General features: G+C 44.6%; 12 protein-coding genes, 2 tRNA genes and 1 pseudogene. 12 read left to right on the top strand and 3 right to left on the bottom strand.

The features are described from left to right. The first annotated feature begins 58 nt into the window (after positions 1-58). From AB6N04_RS14620 to AB6N04_RS14570, 11 genes are all read left to right on the top strand, one after another. A tRNA-Leu gene (locus AB6N04_RS14620) sits at positions 59-148 on the top strand. 59 nt (positions 149-207) lie between these two features. Then, a tRNA-Met gene (locus AB6N04_RS14615) sits at positions 208-284 on the top strand. Between the two features lie 250 nt (positions 285-534). Then, entirely contained in the window at positions 535-987 is a 453-nt protein-coding gene (rimP, locus tag AB6N04_RS14610) for a ribosome maturation factor RimP (RefSeq protein WP_369309015.1), read from the top strand. Positions 988-1,010: 23 nt separating this feature from the next. After that, a complete protein-coding gene (nusA, locus tag AB6N04_RS14605) occupies positions 1,011-2,519 on the top strand; it encodes a transcription termination factor NusA (RefSeq protein WP_369309014.1) in 1,509 nt (502 codons plus the stop codon). 23 nt (positions 2,520-2,542) lie between these two features. After that, the gene (infB, locus tag AB6N04_RS14600) at positions 2,543-5,281 is read left to right on the top strand and encodes a translation initiation factor IF-2 (RefSeq protein WP_369309013.1); all 2,739 of its coding nucleotides are present in this window, start codon (positions 2,543-2,545) and stop codon (positions 5,279-5,281) included. Between the two features lie 83 nt (positions 5,282-5,364). Then, positions 5,365-5,775: a 30S ribosome-binding factor RbfA gene (gene rbfA, locus AB6N04_RS14595; protein WP_004905894.1), complete on the top strand. Its 411-nt coding sequence runs from the start codon at positions 5,365-5,367 to the stop codon at positions 5,773-5,775. Then, positions 5,775-6,728 carry a tRNA pseudouridine(55) synthase TruB gene (gene truB, locus AB6N04_RS14590; protein ID WP_369309012.1) on the top strand — a complete coding sequence of 318 codons (954 nt, stop codon included), beginning with the start codon at positions 5,775-5,777 and terminating at the stop codon, positions 6,726-6,728. The genes rbfA and truB overlap by 1 nt, the downstream gene beginning before the upstream one ends. A 111-nt stretch (positions 6,729-6,839) precedes the next feature. Beyond that, the gene (gene rpsO / locus AB6N04_RS14585) at positions 6,840-7,109 is read left to right on the top strand and encodes a 30S ribosomal protein S15 (RefSeq protein ID WP_004905890.1); all 270 of its coding nucleotides are present in this window, start codon (positions 6,840-6,842) and stop codon (positions 7,107-7,109) included. A 397-nt stretch (positions 7,110-7,506) separates the two neighbouring features. Beyond that, positions 7,507-9,633 carry a polyribonucleotide nucleotidyltransferase gene (pnp, locus tag AB6N04_RS14580; protein ID WP_369309011.1) on the top strand — a complete coding sequence of 709 codons (2,127 nt, stop codon included), beginning with the start codon at positions 7,507-7,509 and terminating at the stop codon, positions 9,631-9,633. Positions 9,634-9,728: 95 nt separating this feature from the next. Then, positions 9,729-10,646, top strand: a complete 918-nt coding sequence (gene nlpI / locus AB6N04_RS14575; RefSeq protein WP_369309010.1) for a lipoprotein NlpI — start codon at positions 9,729-9,731, stop codon at positions 10,644-10,646. A gap of 170 nt (positions 10,647-10,816) precedes the next feature. Beyond that, complete coding sequence (locus AB6N04_RS14570) at positions 10,817-12,724, top strand: DEAD/DEAH family ATP-dependent RNA helicase (RefSeq protein WP_369309009.1); 1,908 nt, start codon at positions 10,817-10,819, stop codon at positions 12,722-12,724. A gap of 190 nt (positions 12,725-12,914) precedes the next feature. Here the strand turns inward: AB6N04_RS14570 and AB6N04_RS14565 are convergent. From AB6N04_RS14565 to AB6N04_RS14555, 3 genes and pseudogenes are all read right to left on the bottom strand, one after another. Continuing rightward, positions 12,915-13,174, bottom strand: a pseudogene (locus AB6N04_RS14565) (hypothetical protein). 159 nt (positions 13,175-13,333) lie between these two features. Further along, positions 13,334-14,050 (bottom strand): two-component system response regulator BtsR, encoded by a 717-nt coding sequence (btsR, locus tag AB6N04_RS14560; protein ID WP_369309008.1) that lies wholly within the window; start codon positions 14,048-14,050, stop codon positions 13,334-13,336. An 18-nt stretch (positions 14,051-14,068) separates the two neighbouring features. Next, positions 14,069-15,754, bottom strand: coding sequence for a LytS/YhcK type 5TM receptor domain-containing protein (locus AB6N04_RS14555; protein WP_369309007.1), 1,686 nt, complete (start codon positions 15,752-15,754; stop codon positions 14,069-14,071). An 823-nt stretch (positions 15,755-16,577) separates the two neighbouring features. On the opposite strand from AB6N04_RS14555, the gene AB6N04_RS14550 reads away from it, so the two are divergent. Next, positions 16,578-17,549: an HlyD family secretion protein gene (locus AB6N04_RS14550; protein WP_369309006.1), complete on the top strand. Its 972-nt coding sequence runs from the start codon at positions 16,578-16,580 to the stop codon at positions 17,547-17,549. Positions 17,550-17,554: the final 5 nt, after the last annotated feature.

The following is a 17,554-nucleotide window of genomic DNA, read 5'->3' as shown; positions in this document are numbered from 1 at the left end:
TGAGTGTGAAGTTAAAAATTTGAGGTTATTGATTATTGATTGATAGCCTCGCCTCAGTGCCGAGGTGGTGAAATTGGTATACACGCTACCTTGAGGTGGTAGTGCCTACAAAACGGGCGTACGGGTTCAAGTCCCGTCCTCGGCACCATTATTTTAGATAGCTTGTGATTTACAGGTTATCTGTGTAGAATATGTCACGTTTTCGAACGCGGGATGGAGCAGCTTGGTAGCTCGTCGGGCTCATAACCCGAAGGTCGTCGGTTCAAATCCGGCTCCCGCAACCATTTCTTACTTAACATACCTTGTCATTATCGCAGTCAATAGTAGTTATCCGATGTAGTAATCAGGTTTATTATCAAACCTAGCTCTCAAAATTTCTCATCGATTTCTCTAGACTTTAAAGGTATAATAAGAACATGGTGAACCCGTGCACTACAGGGTCCAGTTGCAAAAGCCCCGAATTTCGGGGTTTTTTGTTATTTGACAATCGAATTAACTGGGCTATATGCCCTTTTTTTATGTCTGGGGGTGGGCTTGTCCACATTAGAACAGAAATTAACAGAGATGATTTCAGCACCGGTGGAGGCACTAGGCTTTGAATTTGTTGGCTTAGAGTTTGTCCGTGGTCGCACATCGACACTGCGTGTCTTCATCGATAGTGAAGAAGGCATCACTGTTGATGATTGTGCTGATGTCAGCCATCAGGTGAGCGCGGTATTGGATGTCGAAGATCCAATCTCCGTAGTTTATAACCTGGAAATATCGTCACCAGGGCTTGAACGTCCATTATTCACCGCTGCTCATTATGAGCGTTTTATCGGTGAAGAAGTTGCCCTGGCTTTACGTATAGCGATGCAGAACCGCCGTAGATGGCAAGGTATTATTAAGTCGGTAGACGGTGAAATGATTACGGTTACTGTAGATGGTAAGGATGAGGTGTTCGCCCTCGGCAACATCCAGAAAGCTAACTTGGTACCCCACTTTTAATAAAGTTCAATGAGGCAACTAGGATGAATAAAGAAATTCTGGCTGTTGTAGAAGCGGTTTCTAACGAAAAATCCCTTCCTCGTGAAAAAATCTTCGAGGCACTGGAAACTGCACTAGCGACGGCGACCAAAAAGAAATACGAGCAAGAAATCGATGTACGTGTTGAAATTGACCGCAAATCAGGTGATTTTGATACCTTCCGTCGTTGGTTAATTGTCGAAGAAGTGACAATGCCAACGCGTGAGATCACGTTAGAAGCAGCACAATTTGAAAACCCAGAACTGCAATTAGGCGGTTATGTCGAAGATCAAATTGAGTCTGTTGTGTTTGACCGTATTACCACACAAACAGCAAAACAAGTTATCGTACAAAAAGTGCGTGAAGCGGAACGCGCGATGGTTGTTGACCAATTCCGTGAGCACCAAGGTGAAATTATCACCGCGCAAGTGAAGAAAGTTAACCGTGAAAATATCACGCTAGACCTAGGTAACAATGCTGAAGCGGTTATTTTACGTGAAGATATGTTGCCACGTGAAAACTTCCGCCCAGGTGACCGCATCCGCGGAGTCCTGTATGATGTTCGTCCCGAAGCGCGAGGTGCACAACTTTTCGTTACACGTTCTCGCCCTGAAATGCTGGTAGAATTATTCCGCATTGAAGTGCCGGAAATTGGCGAAGAAATTATTGAAATCAAAGCGGCCGCGCGTGACCCTGGTTCTCGTGCCAAAATCGCAGTAAAAACCAACGATAAGCGTATTGATCCTGTGGGTGCTTGTGTTGGTATGCGTGGTGCACGAGTTCAAGCTGTCTCAAGTGAATTAGGCGGCGAAAGAATTGATATTGTGTTATGGGATGATAACCCAGCTCAATTCGTTATTAATGCAATGGCTCCGGCTGATGTTGCATCTATCGTGGTCGATGAAGACAAATGTACGATGGATGTTGCCGTAGAAAGCAGCAACTTAGCACAAGCAATCGGACGTAACGGACAAAACGTGCGTTTAGCGGCTCAGTTACTGAAAAAACACCGTGGTGATGACAAATGGGAATTGAATGTCATGACCGCAGAAGAGCTGAATGCAAAACATCAGGCAGAAGCACACGCTTCTATTGACACATTCACCAAGCATCTTGATATTGATGAAGAGTTCGCCACTGCACTTGTTGAAGAAGGCTTCTCGACGTTAGAAGAACTGGCTTACGTGCCTATTAATGAACTTCTTGAAATTGACGGCCTTGATGAAGATACCGTTGAAGTTCTGCGTGAAAGAGCGAAAGCAGCCCTCACTACGATTGAATTGGCTCAAAAAGAGAGCCTCGGTGATAATCAGCCAGCAGAAGAACTGTTGAATCTTGAAGGTATGGATCGTACTCTGGCCTATAATTTGGCAACTCGTGGTATCTGTACACTGGAAGATCTTGCTGAGCAGGGCATCGACGATCTGATTGATATTGAAGGTCTGGATAATGAGAAAGCAGGTTTGCTCATTATGGCCGCACGTAATATTTGCTGGTTCGGTAACGATGCGTAAACACTGTAGCAGGAAGGAACGGCATGACAGAAACTGTAAAATCATTGGCAAGGGAAATTCAAACCACCGCTGATCGCCTGGTACAGCAATTTGCTGAAGCAGGGATCACAAAAGGTGAGAATGACTCGGTTAGTCAGTCAGAAAAAGAAGCTTTACTGAACCACTTAAACCGCGAACAAGGCGGGGCAGCGGGGCAGCCAAGCAAATTGACACTACAGCGTAAAACTCGTAGCACGCTGAGCGTCCCCGTCACCGGTGGCAAAAGCAAATCGGTAAATGTTGAAGTCCGCAAAAAACGCACTTATGTGAACCGTGACGCTGAAGAAGCAAAAGCGGAAGAGCAGGCGCAGCGTGAAGCGGAAGAGCAGGCACAGCGCGAAGCTGAAGAACTGGCACAACGTGAAGCTCAGGCTAAACGTTTAGCAGAAGAAGCTGCAAAACGTGAAGCACAGGAATTGGCAAAACGTGACGCCCAAGAGAAAGCAAAACGTGAAGCAGCAGATAAAGCGACGCGCGAAGCAGCGGAAAGAGAAAAAGTGAAACCAAGCGAAAATCCACAAAAAGCAGGCAAAGCATCAGAAAGCAATGCCGACAAACAACGCCGTGAAGCTGAAGCCGCGGAGTTAAAACGCAAAGCGGAAGAAGAAACTCAACGTAAAGTTGAAGCTGAAGCGCGCCGTGTCGCTGAAGAAGCTCGTAAAATGGCTGAAGAGAACAGCGAGAAATGGACCGCTGAAACGAAAGCTGAAGAAGACAGCGATTATCACACAACGACTTCTACGCACGCTCGTGCCGCTGAAGATGAAAGTGATGAGAAAGAAGAAGGTCGTCGTTCACGTAACCGTACAGCGAAAGCGCCTCGCCAGAAAAAAGGTAACAAACTGTCTGAAAAAGCGGATCGTGAAGAAGAGCGTGCCGCAGGTCGTTCTGGTCGTACAAAAGGCAAACAGCGTAAAGGGAGTTCTTTACAGCAAAGCTTTACTAAGCCGGCGGCAGTTGTAAACCGCGATGTGGTTATCGGTGAAACCATTACTGTTGGCGAACTGGCTAACAAAATGGCGGTTAAAGGTTCTCAAGTCATCAAAACAATGATGAAGATGGGGGCAATGGCAACCATTAACCAAGTGATTGACCAAGAAACTGCACAATTAGTGGCAGAAGAAATGGGTCACAAAGTTATTTTGCGTCGTGAGAACGAGTTAGAAGAAGCGGTAATGAATGACCGTGACACTGGCTCAGCGCTGAAAGAACCACGTGCACCAGTTGTGACCATCATGGGTCACGTTGACCACGGTAAAACCTCTTTACTTGACTACATTCGTTCAACGAAAGTGGCATCAGGCGAAGCGGGGGGGATTACTCAGCACATCGGTGCTTACCACGTTCAAACTGATAAAGGTATGATTACCTTCTTAGACACCCCAGGTCACGCCGCGTTTACCTCAATGCGTGCTCGTGGTGCTCAGGCAACGGATATTGTTGTTCTTGTGGTTGCAGCGGACGATGGTGTAATGCCACAAACTATCGAAGCAATCCAGCACGCAAAAGCTGCTGGTGTGCCAATCGTGGTTGCGGTAAACAAAATTGATAAGCCAGAAGCCGATCCAGATCGCGTCAGAAACGAACTGTCTCAGTACGGTGTTATTTCTGAAGATTGGGGCGGTGATACACAGTTCATTAGCGTTTCTGCTAAGAAAGGAACAGGTATTGATGAACTGCTTGATGCAATCTTACTGCAAGCTGAGGTTTTAGAACTGAAAGCGGTTTACGCTGGCATGGCAAGCGGTGTCGTTGTTGAATCATACTTAGATAAAGGTCGTGGTCCAGTAGCAACCATTCTTGTTCAAGAAGGTACGCTGAACAAAGGCGACATCGTTCTGTGTGGATTTGAATATGGCCGTATTCGTGCAATGCGTAACGAACTGGGTAAAGAGGTTCAATCAGCGGGCCCATCAATGCCTGTTGAGATTTTAGGTTTGTCTAATGTCCCTTCTGCTGGTGATGAAGCGACTGTTGTCCGTGATGAGAAAAAAGCACGTGAAGTTGCCCTGTACCGTCAAGGTAAATTCCGTGATGTTAAATTAGCACGTCAGCAAAAATCTAAACTGGAAAACATGTTTGCTAACATGGAAGAAGGTAAAGTTTCTGAACTGAATATCGTACTGAAAACTGACGTTCAAGGTACTTGTGAAGCGATCACTGACTCTCTGATGAAGCTGTCAACTGACGAAGTGAAAGTGAAAATCATCGGTTCTGGTGTCGGTGGTATCACCGAAACAGATGCAACATTGGCGGCAGCATCTAACGCAATTATTCTTGGCTTTAACGTCCGTGCAGATGCATCAGCGCGTCGTGTTATCGAAAGTGAAAGCGTTGATTTACGCTACTACTCCGTTATCTATAGCCTGATTGATGAAATCAAACAAGCAATGAGCGGTATGTTGGCACCAGAGTACAAACAGCAAATCATTGGACTTGCAGAAGTTCGTGACGTATTTAAATCACCGAAATTTGGTGCTGTTGCGGGTTGTATGGTGACCGAAGGTACGATTAAACGTAACAACCCAATCCGTGTCCTGCGTGATAACGTAGTTATCTACGAAGGTGAGTTAGAATCACTGCGTCGCTTTAAAGATGACGTCAGTGAAGTTCGTAACGGTATGGAATGTGGTATCGGTGTTAAGAACTACAACGATGTTCGCGTTGGTGATATGATCGAAGTCTTCGAAGTCATTGAAGTTAAACGTTCTATCGACGGTTAATTTTGTGACAACCCACGAAGTATCGTGACTGCAAAATAGTGTTAAGGGGGCGATAGCCCCCTTTATTGTCAGGAGACATAACGATGGCAAAAGAATTCAGTCGTGCTCAGCGCGTTGCGCAAGAGATGCAAAAAGAAATTGCGATCATCTTACAGCGTGAAATTAAAGACCCGCGAATTGGTATGGCTACCGTTTCAGGTGTTGAGTTATCTCGCGATCTCGCATACGGTAAAGTCTTTGTGACCTTTTTCAATATCGCCAATGATAAAAGCGAAGAAGAGATGGTTGCTGATGGCATTAAAGCATTAAATGAAGCATCGGGTTTTATTCGTTCATTAATTGGCAAAGCAATGCGTTTGCGCATTATTCCTGAGTTAACATTCGAATATGACAATTCCCTTGTTGACGGTATGCGAATGTCTAATTTAGTGTCAAATGTGATCCGCGATGATGAAAAACGTCGTGCGGATGTTAGTGATAAAGAGGAAAAATAATGGGGCGTCGTCGTAGCGGCCGTCATATTGACGGCGTAGTGCTGCTGGATAAACCCACGGATATTTCTTCAAATGATGCGCTGCAAAAAGTGCGGCGCTTTTTTAATGCTAATAAAGCTGGGCACACGGGGGCGCTTGACCCCCTTGCGACAGGTATGTTGCCTGTTTGTCTCGGTGAAGCAACGAAATTTTCCCAATTTTTACTCGATTCAGATAAACGTTATCGCGTTATTGCTCGCCTAGGGCAACGCACTGACACGTCGGATTCACACGGCGAAATTATCAGTGAGCGTAATGTAGAGTTTACACAGCAGCAACTGGATGATGCCTTAGAATTTTTCCGTGGTGATACATTACAAGTTCCTTCAATGTATTCAGCGCTGAAGCATCAAGGCCGTCCGTTATATGAATATGCCCGCAAAGGGATCACTGTTGAGCGTGAGGCACGCCCAATTACTGTCTATGAATTACTGTTTATCCGTTTAGAAAATGACGAGTTAGAACTGGAAATTCATTGTTCAAAAGGCACCTATATTCGCACTATTATTGATGACTTAGGCGAAATGTTAGGTTGCGGTGCACATGTTACTTACTTGCGTCGCTTACAAGTCGCTAACTATCCTTATGAACGCATGGTGACCTTGGAACAATTAGCTGCATTGCGAGCGAAGGTGGATGCTGGGGAAGGGACGTTTGAATCCCTTTTGGATACCTTGTTATTACCAATGGATACCGCAGTTGTTCACTTTCCTGCTGTAAATATTACAGAGGAAACAGCCGCTTATTTTAAACAGGGGCAACCTGTGCGAGCTGCCGTTCAAGATCTTGAAGAGGGTTGCATGGTTCGTGTTACCTGCGGCGAAGAGCAACGTTTTATCGGTATTGCGCTCATCAGTGAAGATGCTCGCCTTGCACCAAAGCGTTTGGTTGTGGAAAATGAACAATCCGCTTAGTGGCGCTTATTGCTTTGCTGCGTTAAGCAGCGTAGAATAGCGGCGCTTAATCTTGAGATGCTAAATTAGAGATTGGCTCTCACCACTTACATTAATTTTTTGGAGTTTATTATGTCTCTAAGTAATGAAGCGAAAGCTAAGATCGTTGCTGAATTCGGCCGCGGTGAAAATGACACTGGTTCAAGCGAAGTTCAAATCGCGCTGCTGACTGCACAAATCAACCATCTGCAAAGCCACTTTGCAGAGCACAAAAAAGATCACCACAGCCGTCGTGGTCTGCTGCGTATGGTTGCACAGCGTCGTCGCTTACAAGCTTACTTGAAAGGTAAAGATATCGCACGCTACACAGCTCTGATCGAGCGTCTGGGTCTGCGTCGCTAGTCTTACTCTCAATAATTCGAGGTGCAGCTAGGCGACAAGTGAGTGAGATACTAGCAACATGTATAAATATGTGACTAGTGCGAGTGAGTGTAGTCAACAATGCTGTATCTTGAAATATGACGAGTATAGTCAGTTTCAGTGAAAAGGGGCTCTGGCCCCTTTTCTGCTAAAAGTTATTTTGAAAGTTGAAGTAATACTCGAATTGTACTTAACTTAAATGTTAAGCTATAAGTCGTAATTAACTGTTTTAATATGCCTCTTCGCTACATCCGATTCGCGCGGCTAATGAGAACGTTGATGATTGGAAGATCAATCTTCTCATTAGTCGCGAGGCTGTAGGAAGAATAAGCCAATGCTACCCGAGAAGCTCAGGTAGCCTTACAAAAAGGGTACTATTGTGTTAAATCCTATTGTTCGTAAATTCCAATATGGTCAACATACCGTCTCCATTGAAACAGGCATGATTGCTCGTCAAGCATCAGCCGCAGTTATGGTTAATATGGATGACACCGCAGTATTTGTGACTGCGGTAGCGCAGAAAAAAGTTAAAGAAGGCCAAGATTTTTTCCCTTTAACTGTTAACTACCAAGAGCGTTCTTACGCTGCAGGTCGTATCCCAGGTAGCTTCTTCCGCCGTGAAGGTCGTCCTGGTGAAGGCGAAACATTAATCGCTCGTTTGATTGACCGCCCTCTGCGTCCTTTGTTCCCAGAAGGTTTCTTAAATGAAATTCAAATCATCGCTACCGTTGTTTCTGTTAACCCACAAGTTAACCCAGACATCGTTGCCATGATTGGTGCTTCTGCAGTATTAGCACTATCTGGTGTCCCATTTAATGGCCCTATTGGTGCTGCACGTGTTGGTTTTATCAATGATCAATATGTACTGAACCCAACGGCAGATGAACTGAAAAACAGCCGCTTAGATTTAGTGGTTGCAGGTACGGATAATGCCGTGTTGATGGTTGAATCTGAAGCTGATTTGTTAAGTGAAGAACAAATGTTAGGGGCTGTGGTATTTGGCCATGACCAACAACAAGTTGTTATTCAGAACATCAATGAGTTAGTTAAAGAAGCGGGCAAAGAGAAATGGGATTGGCAGCCAGAGCCAGTTAACCAAGCGCTGCATGACCGTGTTGCTGAATTAGCAGAAAGTCGTTTAGGTGACGCTTATCGCATCACTGAGAAACAAGAGCGTTACGCGCAAGTTGATTTAATCAAAGAAGATGTTATCGCAGCTTTAGTTGCTGAAGACGAAAACGTCGATGTATCTGAAGTATCTGAGATCCTGGCTAACCTAGAAAAACAAGTTGTTCGTTCCCGTGTTATTCGCGGTGAGCCACGTATCGATGGTCGTGAAAAAGACATGGTGCGTGCACTGGATGTCCGTACTGGTGTGTTACCACGTACTCACGGTTCTGCGTTGTTCACCCGTGGTGAAACTCAGGCACTGGTAACGGCCACTCTGGGTACAGAGCGTGATGCACAGGTTATCGACCAATTAATGGGCGAATACACTGATCGCTTCTTATTCCATTACAACTTCCCTCCATACTCAGTTGGTGAAACTGGCATGGTGGGTTCACCAAAACGTCGTGAAATCGGTCATGGTCGTTTAGCGAAACGTGGTGTGTTGGCTGTGATGCCAGATCACGCTGATTTCCCATACACAGTCCGTGTTGTATCTGAGATCACTGAATCTAACGGTTCATCATCAATGGCATCTGTATGTGGTGCATCATTAGCACTGATGGATGCGGGTGTGCCAATTAAAGCTGCTGTTGCAGGTATTGCAATGGGGCTGGTAAAAGAAGGTGATGATTTCGTTGTGCTGTCTGACATCTTAGGTGATGAAGACCACTTAGGTGATATGGACTTTAAAGTTGCAGGTAGCCGCGAAGGTATCAGCGCACTGCAAATGGATATCAAAATCGAAGGTATCACACGTGAAATCATGCAAGTTGCTTTAAACCAAGCAAAAGGTGCCCGTCTGCACATTCTTGGTACAATGGAACAAGCAATCAACAGCCCACGTAAAGAAATCTCTGAATTTGCGCCACGTATTTATACTATCCGCATTAATCCAGACAAAATCAAAGATGTCATCGGTAAAGGTGGTGCAGTGATCCGTGCGCTAACGGAAGAAACTGGCACAACGATCGAAATCGAAGATGATGGTACTGTGAAGATTGCGGCAACTGATGGTCTGAAAGCGAAGGAAGCAATTCGTCGCATCGAAGACATTACTGCTGAAGTTGAAGTGGGTCGCATTTACCCAGGCAAAGTAACGCGTATCGTTGATTTCGGTGCATTCGTTGCAATCGGTGGTGGTAAAGAAGGTCTGGTTCACATTTCTCAAATCGCAGACAAACGCGTTGAGAAAGTCACTGACTATCTGCAAATGGGTCAAGAAGTTCCTGTTAAGGTATTAGAAATTGACCGTCAAGGTCGTATTCGCCTGAGCATGAAAGAAGCGGTTGTGCCAACTGAAGAAGAAGGCACACAGCCACAGGACTCAGCAGAGTAAGCTGACCTAAAAGACAGCGCTCTACTTTAGTAGAGCGCTATCGGCCAATTGGCTGAAACCATAATTTGTAAAGCGTGGTAATGTAAGGACGGAGTATGTTGAACAGTATCTGTCTTCGGGTGAGAGATTATCGCACGCTCCAGCGTGTGCTCTTGGCGCTTATCTTTTTTGTTATTATTGGATGTAGTAGCAAAGATTGGCGAAAGAACGAGGTGTTTGCCGTTCCACTTCAACCTTCATTACAACAAGAAGTGATATTGGCGCGTATGGAACAAATCCTTGCGAGCCGATCTTTAACCGATGATGAGTACGCACAGCTTTTATATGAGCGCGGTGTGTTGTATGATAGTCTCGGTTTAAGGGCGTTAGCGCGTAACGATTTTTCGACTGCGTTAGCCATACGTCCTGATATTCCTGAAGTTTTTAATTTTTTAGGGATATACTTTACGCAGGCAGGCAATTATGATGCTGCCTATGAAGCGTTTGATTCTGTTTTAGAGCTTGATCCAACTTACAATTTCGCGCGGATGAATCGTGGCATCGCATTATATTACGGTGGACGATACAAACTAGCGCAGGATGATCTGCTGGCGTATTATCAGATAGATCCAAATGATCCTTTTCGCACTCTATGGCTTTATCTCGTAGAGAAAAACATAGATCCGCGTATGGCACAAGATAATCTTGCTGCCCGCTACAACCAAGCGGAGAAAGGGCAATGGGGCTGGAATATCGTAGAGTTCTATCTTGGCAACATCAATGAAGATACATTGATGGCGCGTTTGAAAGAAACTTCTACGGATAACACTTCGCTCGCTGAGCATCTCAGTGAAACTAACTTCTATTTAGGTAAGCATTACCTAAGTCTGGGGGATAAGGATAGCGCAGTTGCGTTATTCAAACTGACGGTAGCTAACAACGCTCACAGCTTTGTTGAACACCGCTATGCATTGTTGGAATTGGCGCTGTTAGGCCAAGAACAAGACGACCTTTTAGAATCGGGCCAGCAATAGCTGACGAACATTTCATTGAAAAATTTTAAGTCATCATCCCTTGGGATGACGGCCTATTTGTTCGTTTAATAAACACAATTTGAGCCAGTTCACATTTTAAATGAAAATGACCGAAATGATTTTCCCATGGTTATGTAAACTGGCTGCCACTATGTATGAGGCACCTTTACATGACTACTGAGACCGATATTTCTTTTGCTGATTTAGGTTTATCAGCATCTATTTTGACAGCACTGAACGACCTGGGATATGAAAAACCCTCTCCAATCCAGCAACAATGTATTCCATTGTTAATGGATGGCAACGATGTATTAGGTATGGCGCAAACAGGTAGCGGTAAAACCGCTGCGTTTAGTTTGCCATTACTGCACAATATCGATGCAGATTTAAAAGCGCCACAAATTTTAGTGCTGGCGCCAACTCGTGAGTTAGCTGTGCAAGTTGCGGAAGCAATGAGCGATTTCTCTAAACATATGAACCGCGTAAACGTTGTTGCCTTATATGGTGGCCAACGTTATGACGTACAATTACGTGCATTACGTCAAGGCCCACAAATTGTTGTGGGTACGCCAGGTCGTCTGCTTGACCACCTGAAACGTGGCACGTTAGATTTATCTAAATTAAAAGGCTTAGTTTTAGACGAAGCTGATGAAATGCTGCGCATGGGCTTTATTGAAGATGTTGAAAACATCATGAGCCAAATTCCAGCAGAACACCAAACTGCGCTGTTCTCTGCAACCATGCCTGAACCGATTCGTCGTATTACACGTCGTTTTATGAAAGATCCGAAAGAAATTCGTATTCAGGCTAGCATTACAACTCGTCCAGACATTGCTCAAAGCTATTGGACTGTGTATGGCATGCGTAAAAACGAAGCATTAGTGCGCTTTTTAGAAGCAGAAGATTTTGATGCAGCGATTATTTTCGTGCGCACTAAAAATGCAACCTTAGAAGTGGCTGAAGCGCTAGAGCGTAATGGTTATAACAGTGCGGCCCTAAATGGCGATATGAACCAAGCACTGCGTGAGCAAACGTTAGAGCGCTTAAAAGATGGCCGCTTGGATATTTTGATCGCAACTGATGTTGCGGCACGTGGTCTGGATGTTGAACGCATTAGTTTAGTCGTTAACTATGACATCCCAATGGATGCGGAATCTTACGTTCACCGTATCGGTCGTACAGGGCGTGCGGGTCGTGCAGGTCGTGCATTACTGTTTGTTGAAAACCGTGAGCGTCGTCTGCTGCGTAACGTTGAGCGCACCATGAAGCTGACTATTCCTGAAGTTGAATTGCCAGATGCTGAGTTGCTAAGTCAACGTCGTCAAGCGAAATTCGCGGATAAAATTCAACAGCAATTAGAAAGCAGCGATTTAGACCAATACCGTTCACTGTTAGCAAAAATGTCTCCATCAGAAGATGTCGACATGGAAACTTTAGCCGCAGCATTGTTAAAAATGGCTCAAGGTGAGCGTGCGCTGATCCTGCCACCTGATGCACCGCGCCGTCCACGTCGTGAATTTAATGATCGCGATGATCGCCGCCGTGACCGTAATGGTAACGGTTTTGACCGTGCTGAACGAGGTGAACGTGGTGGTCGCCGTGAACGCCGTGATGTTGGTGATATGGAAATGTACCGTATCGAAGTGGGGCGTGATGATGGTGTAGAAGTTCGTCACATTGTTGGTGCAATTGCAAACGAAGCAGATATCAGCAGCCGTTATATCGGTAATATCAAATTGTACGGAACTCACTCTACAATCGAATTACCAAAAGGTATGCCAACTGATGTGCTGACTCACTTAAGCCGTGCTCGCATTTTGAATAAACCAACGCAAATGCAACTGATCGGCGATGCACAGCCATTCGAACGCCGTGGTGGCGAACGTCGTGGTGGTTCACGTCGTGAAGGCGGTAGTGAAGGTGGTTTCGGTGCAGGTCGTCGTAATGATCGCGGCGGCGAGCGTCGCGGGGGTGGTGAACGCCGTGGCGGTGGTAACCGTGACCGTGGTAACTCAGCGCCACGTCAAGATGGTAATAATGCAGCTCCACGTCGTCGTAGCAGCAGCCATAACGCGTAATAGCTAGGTTTTAGGGAATTTAATTCCTAATAAAATGAAACCCGCATTTCTTGGAAATGCGGGTTTTTATTAATCATTCTCACCTAAGTAGATAGTAGCGATAATGCGTTTTATCTACATCCTGTAGTGACCATAATGCAGTTTCTGTCAGGGTGACCACATATGGTTGTTCCACCACAATTTCCGTTTATTATTTTCTTACTGCACGTAATTTTTCTAGTGCTTTTTCAGGAGACGAAGTTGTTTTATTTTTAACATTATCTTTTGCTGCCATCACCAATTTTAGCAGCGCATTTGCTTGGCGCTCTCTTTCCCTTTCTTTTAACTCTATTTCACGTTCTTCACTTGTTTGGATAAAAACTCAGATTGCCCATTTTTTGTCCCCCCATTAAACAGTTCTGGGTTACCAAGGCCTTCACGTGCTGCTTTTTGCGACATTGTATTAGACATATTTTGTCACTATAAATGGTGAGCACACAATGGGAAATACCGAATAACCTATTGTGTGTTTTTTGAGCGTATGTTTCTGACTATGGAAAAATCGGCTTGCTGTACCAATTTATTATTAATTTACACGCTAAGTTCATGTGTGAGAGGTTGAAAAAACACTTAAACTAACCCCAATGCCTCTTTTAGCGGTTTGAGGTAACGGCGGCTGACAGGTATATGCTCACCGGAACTGAGTACCAGTTCGGCTTGTCCTCCGTCGCCAAACAAGATTTCGTTTAATTGAGTCATATTGACCAAATATTGGCGATGGCAGCGCACTAAAGGTGTACGAGTTTCTAAGGTTCGTAAAGTGAGTTCTGTAAAACCTTCCTGCCCTTGTGTACTCATCACATACACACCACTCATACGGGATGTCACGTATAAAACTTCATCAAGCTTCATTAAATAAATCCGACTATGACCTGTACAGGGGATAAATTTCAGCGGCTCATTGTTGCTTAGAAGCTCAAGGTTCTGTTTTTGTGTGCCTTGGCGTAGGCGATTTAACGTTTTTTCGAGTCGTTCAGATTCAAGGGGCTTTAACAGGTAATCAAAAGCATGTTCTTCAAACGCTTGGATAGCAAATTCATTGAAGGCAGTCAGAAATACAATATAAGGGCGGTCTTCGGGATCAAGCATGCGCACCATTTCTAAGCCGGTTAGACGTGGCATTTGGATATCAAGAAAGACCACATCAGGCTTTTTTTTATGAATAATGCCAATCGCTTCAATGGCGTTAGCGCATTCGCCAATGATTTCAATATCATCGTGTTCTTCAAGCAAGCAACGGACGTTTTCCCGTGCAAGGGGTTCATCATCAACAATTAATACATTCATAGGGTTACATTATCATTATTAGGAAGCCGCCAAATATGGCAGACAAATTTTCATTCGGGTATATTTTTCTGGCTCGTGTTCGACACTAATGCCATATTGTTCGCCATATTTTAAGCGCAAGCGTTTATCGACCAAGCCCATCCCAAGGCCATCACTTTGTTTTGCGGGTTTATATAACCCAGCGTTATCTTCTATTTCGATATACACATGCTCACTGCGGATATAACTGCGTATTGTAATATATCCGGTCTCTAATAACTGTGAGGTGCCATGTTTAATTGCATTCTCAACAAGGGGTTGCAAGGTAAATGCGGGCAATTCGACGTGTTTGACTTCTTCTGGGATTTCAATATGAATTTGCAAACTATCTTGGAAGCGTGCTTTTTCTATTTGTAAATAAGCATTGATATGTTCGATTTCTTCCCCCAAAGTGGCGTTTTGCTCGGGACGTTTGAGGTTATTACGGAAAAAGGTTGAAATATACTGAACCAATTGCCCGGCTTGTTGGCTATCTTTACGGATCACGGCCTGTAACGTATTTAACACGTTAAATAAAAAGTGGGGATTCACTTGCGCATGGAGCAACTTCACTTCCGACTGCAACAGCGACTGTTTATTGCGCTCATATTGCCCCGCTAAGATTTGAGCTGAAAATAAACTCGCAATACCTTCACCTAACGTGCGGTTTATCGAGCTAAATAGGCTATTTTTGGCTTCATAGAGTTTTATCGTACCGATCACACGGTCATTCTCACCCCGTAAAGGGATGACAAGGGCAGAGCCGAGTTTGCAGGTCGGGCACAGGGAGCACTTATACGGCGTTTCATTGCCATCAGCATAAACAACTTCATTATTATCAATGGCTTGTCTTGATTGGCTTGATGAAATAGGTGTGCCGGGGCGGTGATGATCTGCTCCGATACCAATAAAGGCAAGTATTTTTTCCCGATCTGTAATGGCAACCGCACCAATTTCAAGCTCTTGGTAAATAATTTTGGCCACTTTCATACTGTTATCCGCATTAAAACCCTTACGCAAGATGCCTTCAGTGGTTAAGGCGATTTTAAGGGCTTGTGCCGAAAATGCGGTGGTGTATTTTTCAACAATTGCCCGGCGGTCGAGTAAAATACGAATAAACATGGCGGCACCAATGGTATTTGCAACTAACATCGGTGCGACAATACTTCTTACTAGCTCTACCGCTTCGTCGAAAGGACGGGCGAGTAATAGAATAATTAACATCTGAAGGAGCTCAGCGACAAAAGTCGCACAACTCGCGGTCACAGGGTTAAAAATTTTATTTATTTCGCCGCGTTTCATATAGTAACGATGCACCAACCCACCAATCAGCCCTTCCACGATGGTTGAAACCATGCAGGCAAATGCGCTCATTCCCCCTAATGAGTAACGGTGGATCCCGCCAGTAAAACCGACAGCAAACCCTACTACAGGACCGCCAAGTAGCCCACCTAATACCGCGCCAATAGCACGGGTATTAGCAATGGAATCATTGATATGTAAGCCAAAATAAGTACCGATAATGCAAAAAACCGAGAAAATCAGGTAGCACATCACCTTATGAGGTAAGCGGATGGTGACTTTTAACAAAGGAATGACGAGCGGGGTGCGACTGAGTGCCCATGCGATTACTAGGTAGACGCACATTTGCTGGAGTAGGAGTAATATTAAGTCAAATTCGTACATGCTCATCCCATGCTCGTCATATTTCACATTGTGGGGGTGTTGACTGCGTCATCTCGCCCTAGTCACATACTCAAGTATGCTCCTAGGGTCTCGTTTCTTTGTCGCCTAGCCACAATGCGAACTATTTAGAGCATGGCTCGTCATATTTCACATTGTGGGGGTGTTGACTGCGTCATCTCGCCCTAGTCACATACTCAAGTATGCTCCTAGGGTCTCGTTTCTTTGTCGCCTAGCCACAATGCGAACTATTTAGAGCATGGCTCGTCATATTTCACATTGTGGGGGTGTTGACTGCGTCATCTCGCCCTAGTCACATACTCAGGTATGCTCCTAAGGTCTCGTTTCTTTGTCGCCTAGCCACAATGCGAACTATTTAGAGCATGCTTCATTATGGTATAGAACATGGCTCATCGTATTACCCATTGTGGGGTGTTGACTGCGTCATCTCGCCCTAGTCACATACTCAGGTATGCTCCTAAGGTCTCGATTCTTTGTTGCCTAACCACAATGCGAACTATTTAGAGCATGGCTCGTCGCGATCACGTTGTGGGATTCTTATTTTGGGGTGGAGTTATTTACTCTTGTAATCTATTTTGGTCTTTATTTGGTGAGTGATTATATCGTAAGTCATTGGTTAAGTAATCGACATTTAAATTAAGCAATTCCATCATTATTTGACATAAGGAAAAAATCGATTCAATATTAAACGATGGCCTGCCTTTTCGTGATCTTGCGCACGAATTTATTAACGCTGTACTTAATTTTCTTGTCATACTCTAGGGATAATAGTTTCCTCCGTTATTATTTAAGGTTTGCATAAATAATGAAAAAAAGAACAATAGCACTGATTTTGCTGATGCTTATCTTAATCGCAGCAGCGGCACTGTTCCATTCCCATAATCAATATCTATTGCTACAGGGTGAGGTGGATGCACCTGAAGTGATTGTCACTTCGAAAGCCAAAGGTCGTGTGGTGCAACGGCACGTAGAGCGAGGAGATGATGTCAAACAGGGGCAATTATTATTGACGCTTGAAAGCCCTGAGTTACAAGCGCAGTACGAAGCCACTAAGGCAGCGAGAGACCAAGCGAAAGCACAACTCGACCAATCACTAAATGGAACAAGAGCAGAAACTATTCGTGACTTACAAGCGTCGTTAGCTCAAGCTAATTCACAGTACCAAAATGCGTCCCGTGAATATGCGCGTTTAAGCAATTTAAAAAGCAAAGGCTATGTTTCCGCAAATGAGTTGGATAATGCACGTAAAGCTAAAGATGTTGCGTTCGCACAAGTACAAGGAGCTAAAGCGCGTTTAGATGAAGGCGAGCAAGGTGACCGTATTGAGCAGCGTCACCAATATGAAGCGGCTTTACAACAAGCAGAGAAAAAACTCGCTGAAATCCAAGTACAAATTGATGATTTACAGGTCAAAGCGCCTGTCGATGGTGAGGTTGGTCCAATCCCAGCAGAAATCGGTGAGTTATTTAATGCGGGTAGCCCTCTAGTGTCGCTGATCCGTCTACCACAAGCATATTTTATCTATAACCTGCGTGAAGATATCCTAGTGGATGTGAAAAAAGGCGATAAAGTTCAGTTGGATGTCCCTGCTTTAGGTAACAAAATGGTTGAGGCAGAAATTCGTTATATCGCACCAAAAGGTGATTATGCAACGAAGCGTGCGACTCGTGCTACAGGGGATTTTGACTTAAAAACCTTTGAAATTCGTTTGTATCCAGTGGAGCCAATCGAGGGGTTAAGGCCCGGTATGAGTGTGTTATGGCACTGGGATAAATAAAGGTG

Source organism: Providencia rettgeri, from assembly GCF_041075285.1.
In the GTDB taxonomy this organism is placed as follows: Bacteria; Pseudomonadota; Gammaproteobacteria; order Enterobacterales; family Enterobacteriaceae; genus Providencia; species Providencia rettgeri_G.
This window is presented reverse-complemented; position numbering and strand designations above follow the sequence as displayed.

Bases quoted from the DNA above. Each gene is read 5' to 3' on its own strand.
- nusA (WP_369309014.1), top strand. From the start codon at position 1,011: ATGAATAAAGAAATTCTGGCTGTTGTAGAAGCGGTTTCTAACGAAAAA.
- rbfA (WP_004905894.1), top strand. From the start codon at position 5,365: ATGGCAAAAGAATTCAGTCGTGCTCAGCGCGTTGCGCAAGAGATGCAA.
- truB (WP_369309012.1), top strand. From the start codon at position 5,775: ATGGGGCGTCGTCGTAGCGGCCGTCATATTGACGGCGTAGTGCTGCTG.
- nlpI (WP_369309010.1), top strand. From the start codon at position 9,729: ATGTTGAACAGTATCTGTCTTCGGGTGAGAGATTATCGCACGCTCCAG.
- AB6N04_RS14555 (WP_369309007.1), bottom strand. From the start codon at position 15,754: ATGTACGAATTTGACTTAATATTACTCCTACTCCAGCAAATGTGCGTC.
- rpsO (WP_004905890.1), top strand. From the start codon at position 6,840: ATGTCTCTAAGTAATGAAGCGAAAGCTAAGATCGTTGCTGAATTCGGC.
- infB (WP_369309013.1), top strand. From the start codon at position 2,543: ATGACAGAAACTGTAAAATCATTGGCAAGGGAAATTCAAACCACCGCT.
- AB6N04_RS14550 (WP_369309006.1), top strand. From the start codon at position 16,578: ATGAAAAAAAGAACAATAGCACTGATTTTGCTGATGCTTATCTTAATC.
- btsR (WP_369309008.1), bottom strand. From the start codon at position 14,050: ATGAATGTATTAATTGTTGATGATGAACCCCTTGCACGGGAAAACGTC.
- AB6N04_RS14570 (WP_369309009.1), top strand. From the start codon at position 10,817: ATGACTACTGAGACCGATATTTCTTTTGCTGATTTAGGTTTATCAGCA.